15 protein-coding genes are annotated in these 16,548 nt (G+C 73.1%); 7 read left to right on the top strand and 8 right to left on the bottom strand.

All coding sequences use genetic code 11. From position 1 onward, the window contains the following. Positions 1 to 95: 95 nt before the first annotated feature. From J7E88_RS33390 to J7E88_RS33380, 3 genes are read right to left on the bottom strand one after another with little or no spacing between them, the layout of a single operon-like run. Entirely contained in the window at positions 96 to 1,379 is a 1,284-nt protein-coding gene (locus J7E88_RS33390) for a cytochrome P450 (protein ID WP_215187219.1), read from the bottom strand. A gap of 54 nt (positions 1,380 to 1,433) precedes the next feature. Continuing rightward, entirely contained in the window at positions 1,434 to 1,799 is a 366-nt protein-coding gene (locus J7E88_RS33385; RefSeq protein ID WP_215187218.1) for a DUF742 domain-containing protein, read from the bottom strand. Beyond that, complete coding sequence (locus J7E88_RS33380; RefSeq protein ID WP_251023581.1) at positions 1,796 to 3,619, bottom strand: ATP-binding protein; 1,824 nt, start codon at positions 3,617 to 3,619, stop codon at positions 1,796 to 1,798. The genes J7E88_RS33385 and J7E88_RS33380 overlap by 4 nt, the downstream gene beginning before the upstream one ends. A gap of 438 nt (positions 3,620 to 4,057) precedes the next feature. Here J7E88_RS33380 and J7E88_RS33375 point away from each other — a divergent pair, with 438 nt between their 5' ends. Further along, complete coding sequence (locus J7E88_RS33375; protein ID WP_215187217.1) at positions 4,058 to 4,816, top strand: acyltransferase; 759 nt, start codon at positions 4,058 to 4,060, stop codon at positions 4,814 to 4,816. Positions 4,817 to 4,922: 106 nt separating this feature from the next. On the opposite strand, the gene J7E88_RS33370 is transcribed toward J7E88_RS33375, so the two are convergent. Beyond that, positions 4,923 to 5,789, bottom strand: coding sequence for a DMT family transporter (locus J7E88_RS33370; RefSeq protein ID WP_215187216.1), 867 nt, complete (start codon positions 5,787 to 5,789; stop codon positions 4,923 to 4,925). A gap of 92 nt (positions 5,790 to 5,881) precedes the next feature. Between J7E88_RS33370 and J7E88_RS33365 the strand changes: the two genes are divergently transcribed. Together J7E88_RS33365 and J7E88_RS33360 are read left to right on the top strand one after the other, a co-directional pair. Further along, entirely contained in the window at positions 5,882 to 6,454 is a 573-nt protein-coding gene (locus J7E88_RS33365; RefSeq protein ID WP_215187215.1) for a helix-turn-helix domain-containing protein, read from the top strand. Between the two features lie 124 nt (positions 6,455 to 6,578). Beyond that, on the top strand, positions 6,579 to 7,133 hold the full coding sequence (locus tag J7E88_RS33360; RefSeq protein ID WP_215187214.1) for a YbaK/EbsC family protein: 555 nt from the start codon (positions 6,579 to 6,581) through the stop codon (positions 7,131 to 7,133). A 57-nt stretch (positions 7,134 to 7,190) separates the two neighbouring features. Here the strand turns inward: J7E88_RS33360 and J7E88_RS33355 are convergent, their stop codons facing one another. Then, complete coding sequence (locus J7E88_RS33355) at positions 7,191 to 7,598, bottom strand: CoA-binding protein (RefSeq protein WP_215187213.1); 408 nt, start codon at positions 7,596 to 7,598, stop codon at positions 7,191 to 7,193. A 150-nt stretch (positions 7,599 to 7,748) separates the two neighbouring features. Between J7E88_RS33355 and J7E88_RS33350 the strand changes: the two genes are divergently transcribed. From J7E88_RS33350 to J7E88_RS33340, 3 genes are read left to right on the top strand one after another with little or no spacing between them, the layout of a single operon-like run. Further along, positions 7,749 to 8,375 carry a YigZ family protein gene (locus tag J7E88_RS33350; RefSeq protein ID WP_215187212.1) on the top strand — a complete coding sequence of 209 codons (627 nt, stop codon included), beginning with the start codon at positions 7,749 to 7,751 and terminating at the stop codon, positions 8,373 to 8,375. Between the two features lie 42 nt (positions 8,376 to 8,417). Then, a complete protein-coding gene (locus tag J7E88_RS33345) occupies positions 8,418 to 9,584 on the top strand; it encodes an exonuclease SbcCD subunit D (RefSeq protein ID WP_215187211.1) in 1,167 nt (388 codons plus the stop codon). Next, positions 9,581 to 12,946: an AAA family ATPase gene (locus J7E88_RS33340; protein ID WP_215187210.1), complete on the top strand. Its 3,366-nt coding sequence runs from the start codon at positions 9,581 to 9,583 to the stop codon at positions 12,944 to 12,946. Before J7E88_RS33345 ends, J7E88_RS33340 begins: the two co-directional genes overlap by 4 nt. 20 nt (positions 12,947 to 12,966) lie before the next feature. Here the strand turns inward: J7E88_RS33340 and J7E88_RS33335 are convergent, their stop codons facing one another. Then, on the bottom strand, positions 12,967 to 13,413 hold the full coding sequence (locus J7E88_RS33335) for an Lrp/AsnC family transcriptional regulator (protein WP_215187209.1): 447 nt from the start codon (positions 13,411 to 13,413) through the stop codon (positions 12,967 to 12,969). A gap of 94 nt (positions 13,414 to 13,507) precedes the next feature. Here J7E88_RS33335 and J7E88_RS33330 point away from each other — a divergent pair, with 94 nt between their 5' ends. After that, positions 13,508 to 14,008 (top strand): rhodanese-like domain-containing protein, encoded by a 501-nt coding sequence (locus tag J7E88_RS33330; RefSeq protein WP_215187208.1) that lies wholly within the window; start codon positions 13,508 to 13,510, stop codon positions 14,006 to 14,008. A gap of 301 nt (positions 14,009 to 14,309) precedes the next feature. Here J7E88_RS33330 and J7E88_RS33325 read toward each other — a convergent pair whose 3' ends face one another. Both J7E88_RS33325 and J7E88_RS33320 read right to left on the bottom strand, forming a co-directional pair. Next, complete coding sequence (locus J7E88_RS33325; protein ID WP_215187207.1) at positions 14,310 to 15,992, bottom strand: DUF885 domain-containing protein; 1,683 nt, start codon at positions 15,990 to 15,992, stop codon at positions 14,310 to 14,312. Between the two features lie 38 nt (positions 15,993 to 16,030). Continuing rightward, the gene (locus J7E88_RS33320; protein WP_215187206.1) at positions 16,031 to 16,531 is read right to left on the bottom strand and encodes an Lrp/AsnC family transcriptional regulator; all 501 of its coding nucleotides are present in this window, start codon (positions 16,529 to 16,531) and stop codon (positions 16,031 to 16,033) included. Between the last annotated feature and the right edge of the window lie 17 nt (positions 16,532 to 16,548).

The raw sequence follows: 16,548 nt of genomic DNA, 5'->3' as shown, positions 1-16,548 counted from the left end.
GCACCGTAGGCGACCCGCCGCCGGGCCTGACGCCCAGGGGCGCACCGACGTGGCCGGTCGCCGCCCGACTCCGGCGGTCGCGGCGCTCCTCCTGGCTACCGCACGACGGGCGTGAACCGCACCGGCAGCGAGGTGAGCCCGCGCCTCCACACCGACGGCCGCCACGTCAGCTCCTCCGGCTCGACGGCGAGCACCACATCCGGCAGCCGCTCCAGGAGTGTCTCGACCGCAGTACGGGCGATCACATCGGCGAGGAGCGGCGCCGGGTACGGACAGCGGTGTTCGCCGTTGCCGAACGACAGATGTGCGGCGTTCTCCGCCCGGACATGGCCGTCACGGCCGTCATGGCCCTCCGGCCAGATCCGCGGATCCGTGTTGGCCGCCGCCAGGCCCAGCACCACACAGTCGCCCGCCCGGATGCTCCGGCCGCCGAGGGTGGTGTCGCGCAGGGCCCAGCGGCCGGTGACGGTCTGTATCGGCGTGTCCAGCCACAGCACTTCGTTGAGGGCCTGACCGACGCTGAGCCGCCCGCCGGAGACGTTCAGCGCGAACCGGTCGTCGGTCAGCAGCAGACGCAGCGTGTTGCCGATCCAGTCCGCGGTGAGCTGCTGGGCCGAGGTGAGGACGGTGATCAGATCCTGGACGGCCTGTTCGTCGGTGAGCCCGGCCGGATGGGTCAGCATCCGCGAGGTGACGTCGGGTCCGGGCAGCCTGCGCTTGTCCTCGACCAGCCGCTGGATCCGCTCCTGGACCCGTGCGTACGCGGCCGGTGGATCGTCGTCCCCGGCCCCGTCCAGCGAGTTCCGCAGGTCCCGCACCAGTTCCTCGGTCGCCACACCGCCGGCGGTCATACCGCACAGCTGCACCGCGGCGCGCATCGGCAGCGCATGCGCGTACACCGCCATCAGCTCCGCCTGCCCGCTGCCCGCAAAGGAGTTGATCAGCCCATCGGCGATACGGCGGCACCAGTGGGCGAGTTCGAACTGGTCCACGGCCTCCAGCGCCACGGTGACAACCGCCCCGCGCACCTGGTGCTCTGTTTCCTCGGTGAACCCCGCCGAGGGCTGATGGCCGACGAAGGGCAGCAGCGGCCAGTTGGCGGGGACGGCCGACCACTGGTTCCAGCGCCGGGAGTCGCGGCCGAACAGCTCGCGGTGCGCGGCGACATGGGCCACCTCGGCGTATCCGAGGACAAGCCAGGCCGGCACGGCCCCGTCCAGCACGACAGGCGCAACGGGACCGTGGCGGTGGCGCAGGGAGCGGTACAGCTCCGCCGGCGCCCGCCGGAACTCCGGCCCGCCGAGGCGGACCGCCCCCTCGTGGACCGGGCATGCGGCGGTGGGCGGCGGGTACGGTGCGGTTCCCGTGGGATCGTTCATGGCGTCGTCTCCCGGTCCCTGGCCGGTTCATTCAGGCGCGTACGGGCGGGCAGTTCAGAGGTTGCGGAGTCCATGGAGCACCTCTTTCAAGAGCTCGGAGCCGGGCGCGGGGCAGTCCGCACGGGCCACCTCCGGGTGTGGACGGCGCGCGGTGACGCGGCCGGTGGCGAGCAGGTCCCCGAGCAGGATGCGCACGACCGTCACTGGCAGCCCCATGTCCGCGGAGATCTCGGCAGGGGCCATCGGGCTCCGGCACAGAGTGAGGATCCGGATGTGCTCCTTCTGCATACCGGGCGACGGCTCGCACGCGCTGACGACCTGCGTGACGAGGTCGAACCCCTCGTCCACGGCGCGGCTGCGGCCGCCGGTGACGGTGTAGAGCCGCTCGGGGGCACCCAGGTCGACGGGGCGGCGGGTCATGAGAGGGAGCTCCCGGGGGCGGGCAACCGGGGCTCGGCCGGCTCGCCGTTGCCGCCGGACCCGGCCGTGGGAGCGTGGAGGCCGCGGTGTCCCACCGCGGCCTCGGCGGCGGGTGTGTCGGGGCATCCGGTGGGGCCGGGCTGTGCGCTGTTGGGCGCGTCGGGCCCTCTGGTGGTGCCGGGTTGTGCGGGGTCGTCGGGGGCGTCGGGCCGGCCGGTGGTGCCGGGTTCCGGGTCGGCGGCGGGCGTGTCCGACATCTCCCGCGTGGGCCTGCCGGTGCGGTGGAAGGCGTCGAAGCGGGCAACCGCCTCCTCTCCGGGGCGCAGATCCGCGGCGCCCCGGTTCGCCGCCATGGTGCGCCCCGGCGGGCGTACGGGGAGGCCGCCCGCGGTCGCCGTCCGGCGGCTGTCCTGCGCGGGCACGAAGCCCCTGTCCTGCGGCGCTCCCGACACCGTCCCGCACGCCGACGAGGTCGGCTCCTGCGGGGCCGCAGCCGGGTGTCCCGCCTCCTCCGTGTCGCTGTCGGCCGGCCGCGCCAAGAGGTGGGGCGGGACCAGCACGACCACCCCCGTACCGCCCAGGGAGGACGGCCGGAAGCTCACGTTCATCCCGTAGGTGACCGCCAGTCGCCCGACCACGGCCAGCCCCAGGCGGGTGCCCTGCAATGCGGCGAGGTCGGTGACATGGCCGGACGCAGCCTCCTCCGCGCGCCGCATCGCCGCGGGGCCCATCTTCGGACCGCTGTCCTCGATGGTGACCACGAGCCCCGCCGTGCGCTCCTCGACATAGACGTGGACCTCGTCGACGGGCGGCGAGAAGTTGGCCGCGTTGTCCATCAGTTCGGCCAGCAGATGCATCACGCCCTCCGCGGCGAAGCCCGCGATCGCCGCGGTGCCGGCGGGATGCATCCGCACCCGCCGATAGGCGGCGATCCGGCCGACCGCGCCGCGCAGAATGCTTTCGACAGGGATCGGCCTGTTCCACGACCGGCTTGCCCGGCCGCCCGTCAACAGGGTGAGCCGGTCCGTCATGAAGCCCAGTCGCGACGTCTTGTGGTCGAGCCCGAGCAGATCGCCGAGGACCTCCTCGCCATGCCGTTCCTGCATCTCGCGCAGGTCGGCGAGGATCGACACGGTCTGCGCCTGGACGCGGCTGAGCGCCTCGGCGCCGGCAGCCTGCGCGGCGGCCGCGCGGCGTTCGCTCGTCGCGAGCTCCCGCACCGCCGTGTCGGTGAGTGCCCGCAGCCGGGCGTCGGCGGGCAGTTCGAGCTCGCCGAGCACCGTCTCGGCCGAGGCGCCGCCGCGCAGCCGGGCGACCGCGGTCGGCAGCGTCACGGTCGTGAGCCTGTCGATGGCGTCGGCTGCCAGCGTCAACTGCCGGACCGCGCGGGCAGCGTTGGCGGCGGCGGACCGCACACGGTGCTCGGCGCCACAGATTTCCGTGACGAAGATCTTCAGGACGCGCCGCAGTCGGGGGTCGTCCGGCCGCGGAGTGCTCGTGAGTGCGTCGTCGGTGCTCGCGCCGTCGCGCAGCCGCCTGACGACCGAGGGCATGGTGACATCGACCAGGTGGGCCGACTCGGCGGCGCTCTGGGCGAATCGGTTCTGCAGAATGCGCAGTTCGCGCCGGGCCGATGCGGTCGCGTCCTGCTGCCGGTGCAGGGCGACCGTCGCGCCGACGACGGCGATCGCGAGGCACACCCAGGCGACGGCGACGGTGGTCACGACGTAGGGCCCGGCCGCCTCCGGCGCCGCGGCGCCCACCGCGCCGCCTACTGCGGCGGCTGCCACGAGCGAGGACATGGGCACGGCGACAGGCATCGGCCGTGACGTACGGGTCCTGTGAGGTTTGGGAGCGACTGGCACTGACATTCCGCGATCCCTCGTTGTTCGACTGCGGGAGGTACAGGAGAACGGGGCCGGCCGTTCGGCGTACGTGCGGCGGCCGCCCGCATGTCGGTCACCAGGCCGGGTCGCCGATCACTCGGAGTGATACTTCGTGTGCATGCGGTGCTCATGCTAGTCACGGGGCGCGAGATGCGGTCCGAAGCGCGCGCACTGTCCATAGATCGGTGGAGTTGTGCCGGAAGTCCCGTGCGTCGGCGGGCCGTCGTGGTACGAGTGGCGGCAAAGGCGCGCTCCCGCGGAGGCGCGCGGCTGCGGCCCCCGGCAGAGGCGCTTTGCTGAAGCGCCCAGTTGGGGTGAACGTCACAGCGTTGCCCGCGGATCGGGTGCCGAGCGGCCGACTACCGTGTGCGGGTGCCGAAGAACAGAAACACGTTCTCATCGCTGACCGCCTGGCGTCGGCGCGTTCTCGCGCGTGCCGTCCACCGCGGCTGGCGGTGGGTTCAGGAGGCCGGATCCGTCACCGCGCAGCACCCGGGCCGGCTGCGCTTCCGGCGGCTGGGCGTCGGCACCCGGCTGGCCTTCCCGCAGGGGACCGTCTTCGGTGAGCGCTGGATCGAACTCGGCGACCACTGCGTCATCGCCGAGCAGGTCACGCTCACCGCGGGCATGATGCCGGATCTGGACCTCGGGCCCGACCCGGTCCTGACCCTGGGCGACGGCGTGGTCCTGGGGCGCGGCAGCCATGTCATCGCCGATACACGCGTGACCATCGGCTCGGACACGTACTGCGGGCCGTACGTCTACATCACGTCGACCAATCACAGCTACGACGACCCCGGCCAGCCGGTCGGCAGGCAGTGGCCGCGTACGGAGCCCGTCGAGATAGGTCCGGGCTGCTGGCTCGGCACCGGGGCGGTGATCCTGCCCGGCGCCCGCCTCGGCCGCAACGTGGTGGTCGCGGCGGGTGCGGTCGTACGCGGAGAGGTGCCCGACCACGCCGTGGTGGCGGGGGCGCCCGCACGCGTCGTGCGCCGCTTCGATCCGGTGGACGGCTGGCAGCCGCCCCTGCGGACGCCCGCCCCTGTGCCGATCCCCGAAGGCGTCACCCCCGAGCAACTGCTCGCGCTTGCGGAGCTGGAGGACGACCTCGCGGACCTCGGGGACGGCTGATCGCCCCCCCCGAGCCCTGCTCGGCCTGTGGTTGGACCGGCAACGCCGCCGTCTCGGCCGCCTCGGCCTGTGGTCTGCTCGGCTCATGGCCAGAAGTGCCCGGTGCTCAGCCGGTGGCGAGAAGCACCGTGCCGACGAGCGCCAGCCCCGCGCCCGCGGCCTGCACCACACGCAGCCGTTCCTTCAGTACGGCGAGGGCGGCGAGCACGGTCACCACCGGATAGAGGTTCGCCAGGACGGCCGCGACGGTGACCGGCCCCGTCTGCGCCGCGATCGAGTACGTGCCGTTGGCCGCCACATCGGCCAGCCCCACGAACGCGAGCGCCGGCAGCGACGCCCAGATGACGCGCATGCCGCCGTCCTCCGGCAGGGCCCGGCCGCCGCGACTGACCGAGACGAGGAGTGCGGCCCCGCCCACCGCCACATTGGTGACCCGCTGCACGAACAGGGCGAGGAAGAGCCCGGTGATCGTGGTGGACGCCTCGGCGATCAGCGCCATCACGGCGCCGAAGCCGAACGCCGCCGTCAGCGTCAGCAGGATCGCCTGCCGCCGCACAGGTGCACCGCGCAGCTCCGGACCGCCCGCGAGGACGATGCCGGCGACGGCCACGCCGATGCCCGCGAACTGCAGCAGCCCGGGCCGCTCGCCCAGCACGAGCCCGACTCCGACGGGCACGGCCACGCCCAGCGAGCCCAGGGGCGAGACCACGCCCATCGGCCCGAGGGCCAGGGCCTTGTAGAACGAGAGCATCGCGACCGGCCCGACCACTCCGGCCGCCGCCGCGTACCACAACTTGGGCCCCGCCTCGGCGAATCCGCCGGTGGCGACCACGATCGCGCCGAGCACCACGACCGCGATCGACTGTGAGGCGACCACCACGGTGAGGGCGGGCGTACGTCGGGTCAGCAGTCCGCCGCCGAAGTCGGCCAGCCCCCACAAAAGGCTGGTGGCCAGGGCGAACAGTGCGGTCATGACGGCCTCGCAGTACAGTGTGGTGAACGAAGGGGTACATCACACGGTAGTTCATTCTATTGAACTCTGCCATTGAATATATTGGACGGAACGTGTCGGATCTCGACCAGCTCACCCAGTCGCTCGCCCGCAACCTCAAGCACTGGCGGGGAGAGCGAGGATTCACGCTGGACGCGCTCGCCGCCCGCTCCGGTGTGAGCCGGGGAATGATCATCCAGATCGAGCAGGCGCGCACCAACCCGAGCATCGGCACCACGGTGAAACTCGCCGACGCTCTCGGGGTCAGCATCACCACGCTCCTCGACTACGGGCAGGGCCCGCAGGTGCGGCTCGTCCCGCCGGAGCAGGCCGTGCGCATGTGGTCCACCCCCGCGGGCAGTTCCACCACCCTCCTCGTCGGGAACGAGCGCGGCGGCCCGCTGGAGCTGTGGGCCTGGCGGCTGGTGCCGGGCGACGAGAGCGTCTCCGATCCGCACCCCGACGGGACGACCGAGCTCCTGCACGTCTCCGCCGGCGAACTCACCCTGGTCGTCGACGGAAAGCCCCACACGGTCCCCGCGGGCACCTCCGCCACCTTCGAGGCGAACGTTCCGCACGCCTACCGCAACGAAGGGGACGAGACCGTCGAACTGACCATGGCCGTCTCCGTGCCGCCCGTCCGCTGAGACGCCGCGTCCCCCGAGACATCGGGCGTTGAGACACCCGTCTCCCGAAACCCCGTCTCCCGAAACCCCCGTCTCCCAAAGACACCTGGACTCCGCCCCGTGCCGCGCTGTTAGCGTGCGCTGTATGCGTGCACCCATCGGAGACTTCGACGACGCCAGGCCCGCCCCCGACTGCCTCGACCAGCTCATCGCACCGGTCGCCGAGGCCGTGCGCGCCTGGCACGGGGACGTTCCGGCCGAGCAGCTGATCTATGTCGACACCGACCCCGGTGTCGCCGACACCGCCGCGTTCGTCGAGCACTACGGCCGGCAACTGCTGGACGAGTCGGCGAACTGCGTCATCGTCGCCGGGAAGCGGTCGGGCGGGACGAGTCTCGCCGCATGCGTCGTCCTCTCCGGCAACCGCGTCGACGTGAACGGAGCCGTACGCAGACAACTCGGCGTACGCAAGGCCTCGTTCGCGTCCATGGACACGGCGACCGGCGAGAGCGGCATGGAGTACGGCGGTATCACCGCGATCGGGCTGCCCGCCGACTGGCCGCTGCTCGTGGACTCCCGTGTCGTCGACACCGAGTGGGTCCTCATCGGCAGCGGCCGCAGGCGCGGCAAGCTGATCGTGCCGGGCAAGGCGCTCGCCGGACTGCCGGGCGCGGTGGTCATCGAGGGACTCGCGGTCTAGGGCGGTTCTCCCGGCTCGGGCCGGCCGGCCCCGGCCGCATCGGTCCAGCAGCGGGAATCAGTCCAGCAGCGGGATCTCGATCGCCGGGCAGCGGTCCATCACCATGTCGAGACCGGCCTCGCGGGTGCGGGCGTACGCCTGCGTGTCGACCACGCCCAGCTGGAACCAGACCGCCTTCGCGCCGATCGCCACCGCCTCGTCGGCGACCTTGCCGGCGAGGCCGGAGTTCACGAACACGTCCACGACGTCGACGGGAAACGGGATCTCGGCCAGCGAGGCGTACCCCCGCTCCCCGTGAACCGTCTCCGCCTTCGGATGCACCGGCACGATGCGCTTGCCGAAGCGCTGCAGCACACGCGCCACCCCCCACGCCGCGCGCGACTGGTTGGTCGACAGACCCACCAGCGCCCAGGTGTCGCCCGTAGAGGTCAGGATTCTGCGGATCGTCTCAGCCGTTGCGTCCATGCCCGGGACAACGGGCGGAACAGTCCCGAGCATTCCCGGTGCCGGGGGAGCGGTCCCGGTCATTCCCCGGTGGAGCGGACGGGGCGGCCCCGGTCATTCCCGGTGTTCCCGGTGGAGCGGGCGCCGACGGGCGCCGCATAGGGTGGCTGGATGCAGGACCAGTACCGGACGGTCGCCCGCGAGGGCGTCCACGAGAGTGAGATCAACCGCTCCCGTTTCCTCTGCGCGCTCGCTCCCGCCGCGACCGAGGAGGAGGCGCAGGCGTTCATCGCGCGCATCCGCAAGGAGCATCCGACCGCCACCCACAACTGCTACGCCTACGTCATCGGCGCCGACGCCGCCGTGCAGAAGGCGAGCGACGACGGCGAGCCGGGCGGCACCGCGGGTCTGCCCATGCTCCAGATGCTGACGCGGCGCGACATGCGGTACGTCGTCGCGGTCGTCACCCGGTACTACGGCGGCGTCAAGCTCGGCGCCGGTGGTCTGATCAGGGCGTACGGGGGAGTGGTGGGCGAGGCTCTCGACGCGCTCGGCACCCTCACCAGGCAGCGCTTCCGGCTGGCCACCGTCACGGTCGACCACCAGCGCGCGGGCAAGCTCGAGAACGACCTGCGCGCCACCGGCCGCGCCGTGCGCGAGGTGACCTACGCGGACGCCGTCACGATCGGGATCGGCCTGCCGGACTCCGACGTCGACATCTTCCGGGCCTGGCTCGCCGACGCCACCGCGGGCACCGCGACCCTGGAACTGGGCGGGGAAGCGTACGGGGATGCCTGAACCCGCCCGTGATGTCCGACCCCGCCGATACGCTCACGGATCATGAGACTCCTCCATACGTCCGACTGGCACCTGGGCCGGTCGCTGCACCGGGTGAGCATGCTCGACGCCCAGGCCGCCTTCCTCGACCACCTTGTGGCGACGGTCCGCGAGCGCGGGGTCGACGCGGTGCTCGTCGCGGGGGACGTGTACGACCGGGCGGTGCCGCCGCTCGCGGCCGTGGAGCTCTTCGACGACGCGCTGCACCGGCTCGCGGCGGCCGGGGTGCCGACCGTGATGATCTCCGGCAACCACGACTCGGCCCGCCGGCTCGGCGTCGGCGCCGGGCTCATCGAGCGCGCCGGCGTGCACCTGCGCACCGACCCGGAGGGCTGCGGCACCCCCGTCCTGCTCGCCGACGCCCACGGGCCGGTGGCCTGCTACGGACTGCCCTATCTCGAACCGGCCCTGGTCAAGGACCGGTTCGGGGTCGCGAAATCCGGTCACGAGCCGGTCCTGGCCGCGGCCATGCAGCGGGTGCGCGACGATCTCGCCGCCCGGGAGCCCGGCACCCGCTCCGTCGTCCTCGCGCACGCCTTCGTCGCCGGGGGCGAGGAGAGCGACAGCGAGCGGGACATCACCGTCGGCGGCGTCGCGGCCGTGCCTTCGGCCGTCTTCCACGGCGTCGACTACGTCGCCCTCGGCCACCTGCACGGCTGCCAGACCATCACCGAGCGCGTGCGTTACTCCGGCTCCCCGCTGGCCTATTCGTTCTCCGAGGCCGCCCATCGCAAGACCATGTGGCTCATCGACCTCGACGCCCGGGGCGACGTGCGTGCCGAGCGTGTCGACTGCCCCGCGCCCCGGCCCCTCGCACGCCTGCGCGGCGCCCTCGACGAACTCCTCGGCGATCCCGCACTCACCCGCCACGAGGACTCCTTCGTCGAGGCGACGCTCACCGACGCGGTGCGGCCCGCCGATCCGATGGCCCGACTCACCGAACGCTTCCCGCACACCCTCAGCCTTGCCTTCGAGCCGGAGCGCGCCGAGGAGCACGGCACCACCTCCTACGCCCAGCGGCTCCGGGGCCGCACCGACCAGCAGATCGCGGAGGACTTCGTGGCCCATGTGCGCGGCGGCAGTGCCCCTGACGATGAGGAACGCGCCGTGCTCCACGGGGCGTTCGACGACGTCCGCGTGGACGCCGGTGTGCGCGAGGTGGCCGGGTGAGGCTGCACCGGTTGACCGTCACGGCCTTCGGACCGTTCGGCGCCACCCAGGAAGTCGACTTCGACACGCTCTCATCGGCGGGCCTGTTCCTGCTGCACGGCCCCACGGGCGCGGGCAAGACCTCTGTCCTCGACGCGGTCTGCTTCGCCCTCTACGGAGCAGTGCCCGGCGCACGCCAGAGCCCGGGTACCTCGCTGCGCAGCGACCACGCCGAGGTGCGCACTCCCACCGAGGTCTGCCTCGAACTCACCGTCGCCGGACGCAGGCTGGAGGTCACCCGCCGGCCCGCGCAACCCCGCCCGAAGGCGCGCGGCGCCGGCTTCGTCACCGAGCGGGCGCAGAGCCTGCTGCGCGAATACGACGCCGACACCCGGCAATGGCGCCCGCTCAGCAAATCGCACCAGGAGATCGGCGAGGAGATCACGCAGCTGCTCGGCATGAGCCGGGACCAGTTCTGCCAGGTCGTCCTGTTGCCGCAGGGTGACTTCGCCCGCTTCCTGCGCGCCGACGCCGAGGCGCGCGGCAAACTCCTCGGGCGCCTCTTCGACACCCGCCGCTTCGCCGCGGTGGAGGAGCGCCTCGCCGACCTGCGCCGCGCTGCCGAAGCCCGGGTGCGCGCCGGTGACGAGCGCCTGCTCGCCCTGGTCCACCGGATGGAACAGGCCGCGGGCGACGCGGCGGGCGACTGGCCGCCGCCGGACCAGCAGCCGGGCGATCCCGGTCTCGCCGCCGCCGTCCTGCAGTGGGCGGCCGTGGCCCGCTCCGGCGCGCGGGAACGGCTGGACATCGCCGCACAGGCCGCCGCCGCCGCGGAGAGCCGGCAGGCCGCGGCCCGGCACGCACTCGACGGCGAGAGGGATCTCGCCCGGCTCCAGCGGCGCCACGCCGACGCCCGGTGCCGGGCCGACGCCCTGGAGGCCGCGCGCCCCGGACACGAGGCGCTCGTCGCCGAGCTGGAGCGGGCCCGCAAAGCGGATCTGGTCGGGCCCGCACTGCGGCTGCGCGACGAGGCCGAGCACGAGCGAAGCGCCGCCGGCGTGGAACGGGAGCGGACACAGGCCGGCCTGCCCGCCGACCTGGCCGAGGCAGGCGCCGAACAGCTCCTGGGGCGCGAACGGACGCTCCGCCAGGAACTGGGCGGCCTGGAGTCGGCGCGCCGGGCGGAGCAGCGCAGCACGGACATCGCCCGCGAGCGCGCCGACCTGGACCGGCAGGCCCGCGCGGACGACGACGTGCTCCAGGAGGCGACCGCGTGGCTGGCCGAATGGGAGGGCCTGCGCCGCTCCCACCAGGACCGGATCGCGGCCGCACAGGAGGCGGCGACCCGTGCCGAACAGCTGGCGGGCCGTCTTGAACCAGCCCGCGAGCGGCTGAGCGCGGCACGTGAGCGCGACGAGCTGACCGCCCGCGCCGGACGCGCCGAGGCTCGCCTGCGCACCCTGCACGACGGCGCCAACCGTGCGAAGGCGGCCTGGCTGGACCTCAAGGAGCGCCGATTGCGCGGCATCGCCGCGGAGCTGGCGTCCCAGCTGACGCCCGGACAGCCGTGCGCCGTCTGCGGCTCGGCGGCCCATCCGGCACCGGCCCGCGTGGCCGCCGACCATGTGGACCGCGCCGCGGAGGAGGAGGCGTACGCGGCGAGCACGCGGGCCGAGGCGGCGAAGACCGAGGCCGAACGCGACCTGGCGGTCCTTCACGAGGCCCGCGCCAGCGCGGCCTCCCGCGCACGGACGGGCGGTACGGCGACGGCTGGGGGGAGTGGCGCGTCCGGTGATCCGGAGGCGGTCGTATCGACGGCCGGCGTCCGCGTGATCCCCTCGGGTGCCCGCGGCGCGACCGTTGCGGGCGATACGGCCACAGGAGCCGAGAGCGGGCTGCCGGGCGACGGTCCGGCCGGCGCCCCGTCCTGGCGTGCGGGTCCGGCCCCGCAGCCCGGTGACGGCGCTGAACCGGACGTCCCGGCGGCGGGCCCCGCCGGACACGGGACCCTGCCCGGCAGCCGCGCGCACAGCGTCGACGGCATGCTCGGGGGCGCCGCCCCCCGCAGCGGCGCTCACGGTGTTCCCGCGCCCCGGGAGGCGCAGGACGCCCCGTCCGTCGACGATCTGCGCGTCGCCGTCCAGGAGTTGGAGCGCGAGCACGCCGAGGCGCGTCGCACCGCCTCCGGCCTGCACGCCGCCAGGGAAGCGCTCGAACGGGCCGAGCGCGAGCACCGTGAGCGTGTCGACGCACGGCAGCAGGCGGAGCGCCGTGTCTCCGCCCGGATGTCGCGGCGTGAGGCGCTTGACGGAGAACAGGCCGGCCTGGACGACGAGTTGGCACGAGCACGCGGCGACGCCGCGAGCGTGGCCGAACGTGCCGAGCTCCTTGAGCGCCGTGCCGGACTGCTGGCGGCCGCCGCCGAAGCGGTACGGGCACTCGACGCCGCCGAGCAGCGGTTGAAGGAGGCCGACGACCGGCTGGCCGATGCCGCGTTCCAGGCCGGGTTCGACACGCCGGCCGACGCGGCGGCGGCCGTCGTCGCCGACGCCGCGCAGCGCGACATGCAGCGGCGGATCGACGCCTGGCGCACCGAGGAGGCAGCGGTCGCCGAACGGCTCGCCGAGGAGGACGCGAGGAGCGCGGCCGCGCGGTCCGCCGCCGACGCCGAGGGAGCCGAGGCCGACGCCCTGGCGGCCGACCGGGCCCTGCGTGACGCCGCGTCCCGGCTCGCCGCCGCCCGGCAGTGCTGTGCCGAGCTGGACCGGCTTTCCCGCCAGTCCGAGCAGGAGGTCCTGCGGCTCGGCCCGCTGCGCGAGCGGTACGACCGCGTGGCCCGCCTCGCCGGGCTGACCGCGGGCACGTCCGCCGACAACGAGCGCAAGATGCGCCTGGAGTCGTACGTCCTCGCGGCACGGCTGGAGCAGGTGGCGGCGGCAGCGACCGTACGGTTGCAGCGCATGTCGTCGGAGCGGTACACGCTCGTCCACTCCGACGCCCGCACGGGCGGGAAGCGGGCCGGGCTGGGGCTGCATGTGGTCGACGCATGGACCGGCAGGGAACGGGACACGGCGACGCTCTCGGGCGGCGAGACGTTCTTCGCCTCGCTCGCCCTCGCACTCGGTCTCGCCGATGTCGTCACCGACGAGGCCGGCGGCATGCGGCTCGACACGCTCTTCATCGACGAGGGCTTCGGCAGTCTCGACGACCAGACCCTCGACGAGGTGCTCGACGTCCTGGACTCACTGCGCGAGCGGGACCGCAGCGTCGGCATCGTCAGCCATGTCGGCGATCTGCGGCGGCGCATCCCGGCTCAGCTGGAGGTCGTCAAGGAGCGCCACGGCTCGGCGGTGAGACTGCGGACCGGCGGGTCCGGCGACTGAGCGGGGCGCCGGCCGGCCGCTCAGCGGCTGATCGGCCGGCTCGGCAGGGGCGACGAGTACACGATGCTCGTCGTCACCGACCCCAGCGCGCCGACCTTCCCGGAGACCTCTTCGAGGTGGCGCATCGAACGGGCCGCGACCTTCAGCACGAAGCAGTCGTCGCCCGTGACATGGTGCGCCTCGAGGATCTCGGGGGTGGTGTCCAGCAGGTCGTGGAACGGCTTGTAGTTCCCGTTCGGGTACCGCAGGCGTACGAACGCGAGGATCGGCAGCCCCAGCCGGTCCTGGTCGACCACCGCTGCGTACCCCTTGATGACGCCGGCCTCCTCCAGCCTGCGCACGCGCTCGGTGACGGCACTCGCCGACATGGACACGGACCTGGCCAGCTCGGCGAAGCTGGCCCGTCCCTGGGTCTGGAGGGCCTGCAAGATGCGCCAGTCGGTGGCGTCCGGTGAATATCCCGTCATCCTCGAGAGCTAACAGGGGAATCCCCCGCAGATCAAGAGATGTGCCGGGGATTTCTTCTTCAGGGAAGTGATCGGCGCCCCTAGATTCCTGGGCATGACAACGACGCAGACCCACGCTCCCGAGACGCCCGCCGCCAACCCCGTCCTGCGGGTGCCGCCCGCCGCACCGGCCGCCGCCGCGGCGTACTTCCGCGCGAGCCTCGCCTTCCACGCCGACGTCTCCGACGTGGCCACCGCGCTGGCCGCGGGCGGCGACCCGGGATTCGTGGTGCTCGACTGCCGTTCGACCGACTCCTGGGACCAGGGCCGCGTCCCCGGCGCGATCCACCTGCCGACCGCCCGGATCCCCGAGCAGGCCGGGACCCTGCTGGACACGTCCGTTCCCGTCGTCACCTACTGCTGGGGCCCCGGCTGCAACGGCGCCACCCGCGCCGCGCTGGCCCTCGCCGAACTCGGCTTCCCGGTCAAGGAGATGCTCGGTGGCTTCGAGTACTGGGCGAGGGAGGGCTTTGCGTACGAGACCCGGGAAGGCAGTACCACCCGCGACGCCGACCCGCTCACGGCCCCCGTCGGCACGGACGCCTGCGGCTGCTGACCAACGGCCCGGCCGCGCCGAAGAGGTCCATGCGGCCCAGGACCTCTCCCCGTCCCGAGGCGCCCGCACGGCTCGTGGCCACCCGCGGCCGAGGCCCTCGGCGGCCGGCTCGACGTCCTCGTCGCCAACCACGCGCTGAGCGGCCTCGTCGGCCGCTCGACGCCGGGATGCTCGGTGCCCATTGGGCCCGTCGACACGCGTTCGGTGATCCTGCTGATCCAGGCGTACGCGATGGCCGGCCGGAAGCCGCCGCGGGCGTGGTCGGGACCATGCCCCCCACGCCCGCGGCCCGCTCATCCCGTCACAGCTTGGACAGCTCCTCCACCAGGTCGTCCAGGCCCAGCGGTCCCTGGGACAGCGCCGCCATGTGCCACGCCTTGGCGTCGAACGCCTCGCCGTGCGCGCGGCGCGCGTTCTCACGGCCCACCAGCCAGGCCCGCTCGCCCAGCTTGTAGCCGATCGCCTGACCCGGCATGGACAGATAGCGGACCAGTTCGCTCGCCACGAACTCCGCCGGGCGGCCGCTGTGGGCGCCGAAGAACTCCTGTGCCAGATCCGGCGTCCACCGCTCTCCCGGGTGGAACGGCGAGTCCGCCGGGATCCGCAGTTCCAGGTGCATGCCGATGTCCACGACGACCCGGCACGCCCTCATCATCTGCGCATCCAGGTAGCCGAGCCTGCGCTCCGGGTCGGTCAGGAAGCCCAGTTCGTCCATCAGCCGCTCCGCGTACAGCGCCCAGCCCTCGGCATTGGCGCTGACCATGCCGATCGTCGCCTGGTAGCGGGAGAGGCGGTCGGCGACGTTCACCCACTGCGCGAGCTGGAGATGATGGCCCGGCACTCCCTCGTGGTACCACGTCGACACCAGGTCGTAGACGGCGAAGCGGGTCTCGCCCATCGTCGGCAGCCATGTCCGGCCCGGGCGGGAGAAGTCCTCCGACGGCACGGTGTAGTACGGTGCCGCAGCGCCGCCCGGCGGAGCGATGCGGGACTCCACCTTCCGTACCCGCTCGGCGAGTTCGAAGTGTGTGCCGTCCAGCGCCTCGATCGCCTCGTCCATCAGCTTCTGCAGCCAGACACGGACCTCCTCCACGCCCTCGATGTGCTCACCGTGCACATCGAGATGGGCAAGTGCCTCCCACGGACCCGCGCCGGGCAGGATCTTGTCCGCCTCCGTCTTCATCTCGCCCAGCAGACGGTGGTATTCGGACCAGCCGTAGGCGTACGCCTCGTCGAGGTCCAGGTCCGTCCCGTTGAAGTAGCGCGACCAGCGGGCGTAGCGCTCACGGCCGACGGTGTCCGGCGCTTCGGCGACAGCGGGGGCGTACACATCGCGCACCCAGTCACGCAGCGCCACCAGGGACTCGGTCGCGTTGCGGGCCGCCACCTCCAGTTCGACCCGCAGGGACGCGGGGCCGTCCGCGACGAAGTCCTCGAACCAGCCGCGTCCGCCGCCGATCCAATCCGTCATCTGTCCGATGAAGGTATGGGCGGCCCGTGGCCCGCCGAACAGTTTCCGGTCCAGTCCGAGCGCGAGCGAGGCGCGGTACCCCTCCAGCGCACGCGGCACCGCGCGCAGCCGTTCCGCGACCGCGGCCCAGTCCTCGTCGGTCTCCGTCGGCGTCACGGTGAACACCTCGCGCACCGCGTGCGCGGGTGAGCGCAGGTTGCTCACCGTCCGCAGGCCCTCGTCGGCCTCGTGGACGGCGAGCTCGGCGGTGAGCCGCTCGCGCAGCAGCCGGCCGCAGCGCCGCTCGGCGTCGCTGTCGGTGCCCGGCAGCTTCTCGGCGGCATCGAGCTCGGCGAGGGTCGCCCGGGCGAGGTCGGCGATCTCCTCCTGGCCGGCCGGTGAGAAGTCGGGCAGGAGCCCGTTGCCGTCCTTGACGCCCAGATACGTTCCGGCGATCGGGTCGAGCTCGACGAGGGCGTCGACGTAGGCGTCGGCGACCTGGCGGGGCAGCGCGCTGCTGGAAGTGGGTGACATGGGCCCATCCTCGTACGCGGGTGCACTCCGCGTCATCATCACCCGGCGTCGGACGCCTGACGTCCCGGCGCCGGCGGCAGCAGCGGTCCGCACTCCCACTGCTGGAATATCAACCTCGTCTCCACGCGGGCGACTTCGCGCTGCGAGGTGAATTCGTCCAGAACCAGCCGTTGCAGGTCGGCCATGTCCGTGACAGCCACATGCACCAGGTAGTCGTCCGGGCCGGTGAGATGGAACAGCGCGAGCGACTCGGGGAGCGCACGAATGCGCTCGACGAACGGCCCGATCAGTTCACGCCGATGCGGACGCACCTGGACCATGAGCAGGGCCTGCAGCCCGCGCCCGAGCCGGGCGGGGTCGAGGGCGAGACGGTGGCCGAGGATCACGCCGGACCGGCGCAGCCTGGTGACCCGGTCCAGGCAGGTCGAGGGTGCCACGCCGACCTCCGCCGCCAGCTCGCGATAGGTGCTCCGGGCGTCGTTCTGGAGCAGGCGCAGGATCTTCAGGTCCACCGGGTCCAGTGCGACAGATTCAGCCATTTGTCGAACGTAGCACG

This window comes from Streptomyces sp. ISL-10 (assembly GCF_018614575.1).
In the GTDB taxonomy this organism is placed as follows: domain Bacteria; phylum Actinomycetota; class Actinomycetes; order Streptomycetales; family Streptomycetaceae; genus Streptomyces.
The sequence above is the reverse complement of the archived record's forward strand: the minus strand, read 5'-3'. Positions and strand labels throughout refer to the sequence as shown.

Excerpts from the sequence above, each read along its gene's own strand:
- J7E88_RS33335 (WP_215187209.1), bottom strand. The coding sequence starts at position 13,413 with ATGACGGGATATTCACCGGACGCCACCGACTGGCGCATCTTGCAGGCC.
- J7E88_RS33390 (WP_215187219.1), bottom strand. The coding sequence starts at position 1,379 with ATGAACGATCCCACGGGAACCGCACCGTACCCGCCGCCCACCGCCGCA.
- J7E88_RS33360 (WP_215187214.1), top strand. The coding sequence starts at position 6,579 with ATGCGTGCACCCATCGGAGACTTCGACGACGCCAGGCCCGCCCCCGAC.
- J7E88_RS33370 (WP_215187216.1), bottom strand. The coding sequence starts at position 5,789 with ATGACCGCACTGTTCGCCCTGGCCACCAGCCTTTTGTGGGGGCTGGCC.
- J7E88_RS33355 (WP_215187213.1), bottom strand. The coding sequence starts at position 7,598 with ATGGACGCAACGGCTGAGACGATCCGCAGAATCCTGACCTCTACGGGC.
- J7E88_RS33330 (WP_215187208.1), top strand. The coding sequence starts at position 13,508 with ATGACAACGACGCAGACCCACGCTCCCGAGACGCCCGCCGCCAACCCC.
- J7E88_RS33380 (WP_251023581.1), bottom strand. The coding sequence starts at position 3,619 with ATGCCTGTCGCCGTGCCCATGTCCTCGCTCGTGGCAGCCGCCGCAGTA.
- J7E88_RS33345 (WP_215187211.1), top strand. The coding sequence starts at position 8,418 with ATGAGACTCCTCCATACGTCCGACTGGCACCTGGGCCGGTCGCTGCAC.
- J7E88_RS33325 (WP_215187207.1), bottom strand. The coding sequence starts at position 15,992 with ATGTCACCCACTTCCAGCAGCGCGCTGCCCCGCCAGGTCGCCGACGCC.
- J7E88_RS33385 (WP_215187218.1), bottom strand. The coding sequence starts at position 1,799 with ATGACCCGCCGCCCCGTCGACCTGGGTGCCCCCGAGCGGCTCTACACC.
- J7E88_RS33320 (WP_215187206.1), bottom strand. The coding sequence starts at position 16,531 with ATGGCTGAATCTGTCGCACTGGACCCGGTGGACCTGAAGATCCTGCGC.
- J7E88_RS33350 (WP_215187212.1), top strand. The coding sequence starts at position 7,749 with ATGCAGGACCAGTACCGGACGGTCGCCCGCGAGGGCGTCCACGAGAGT.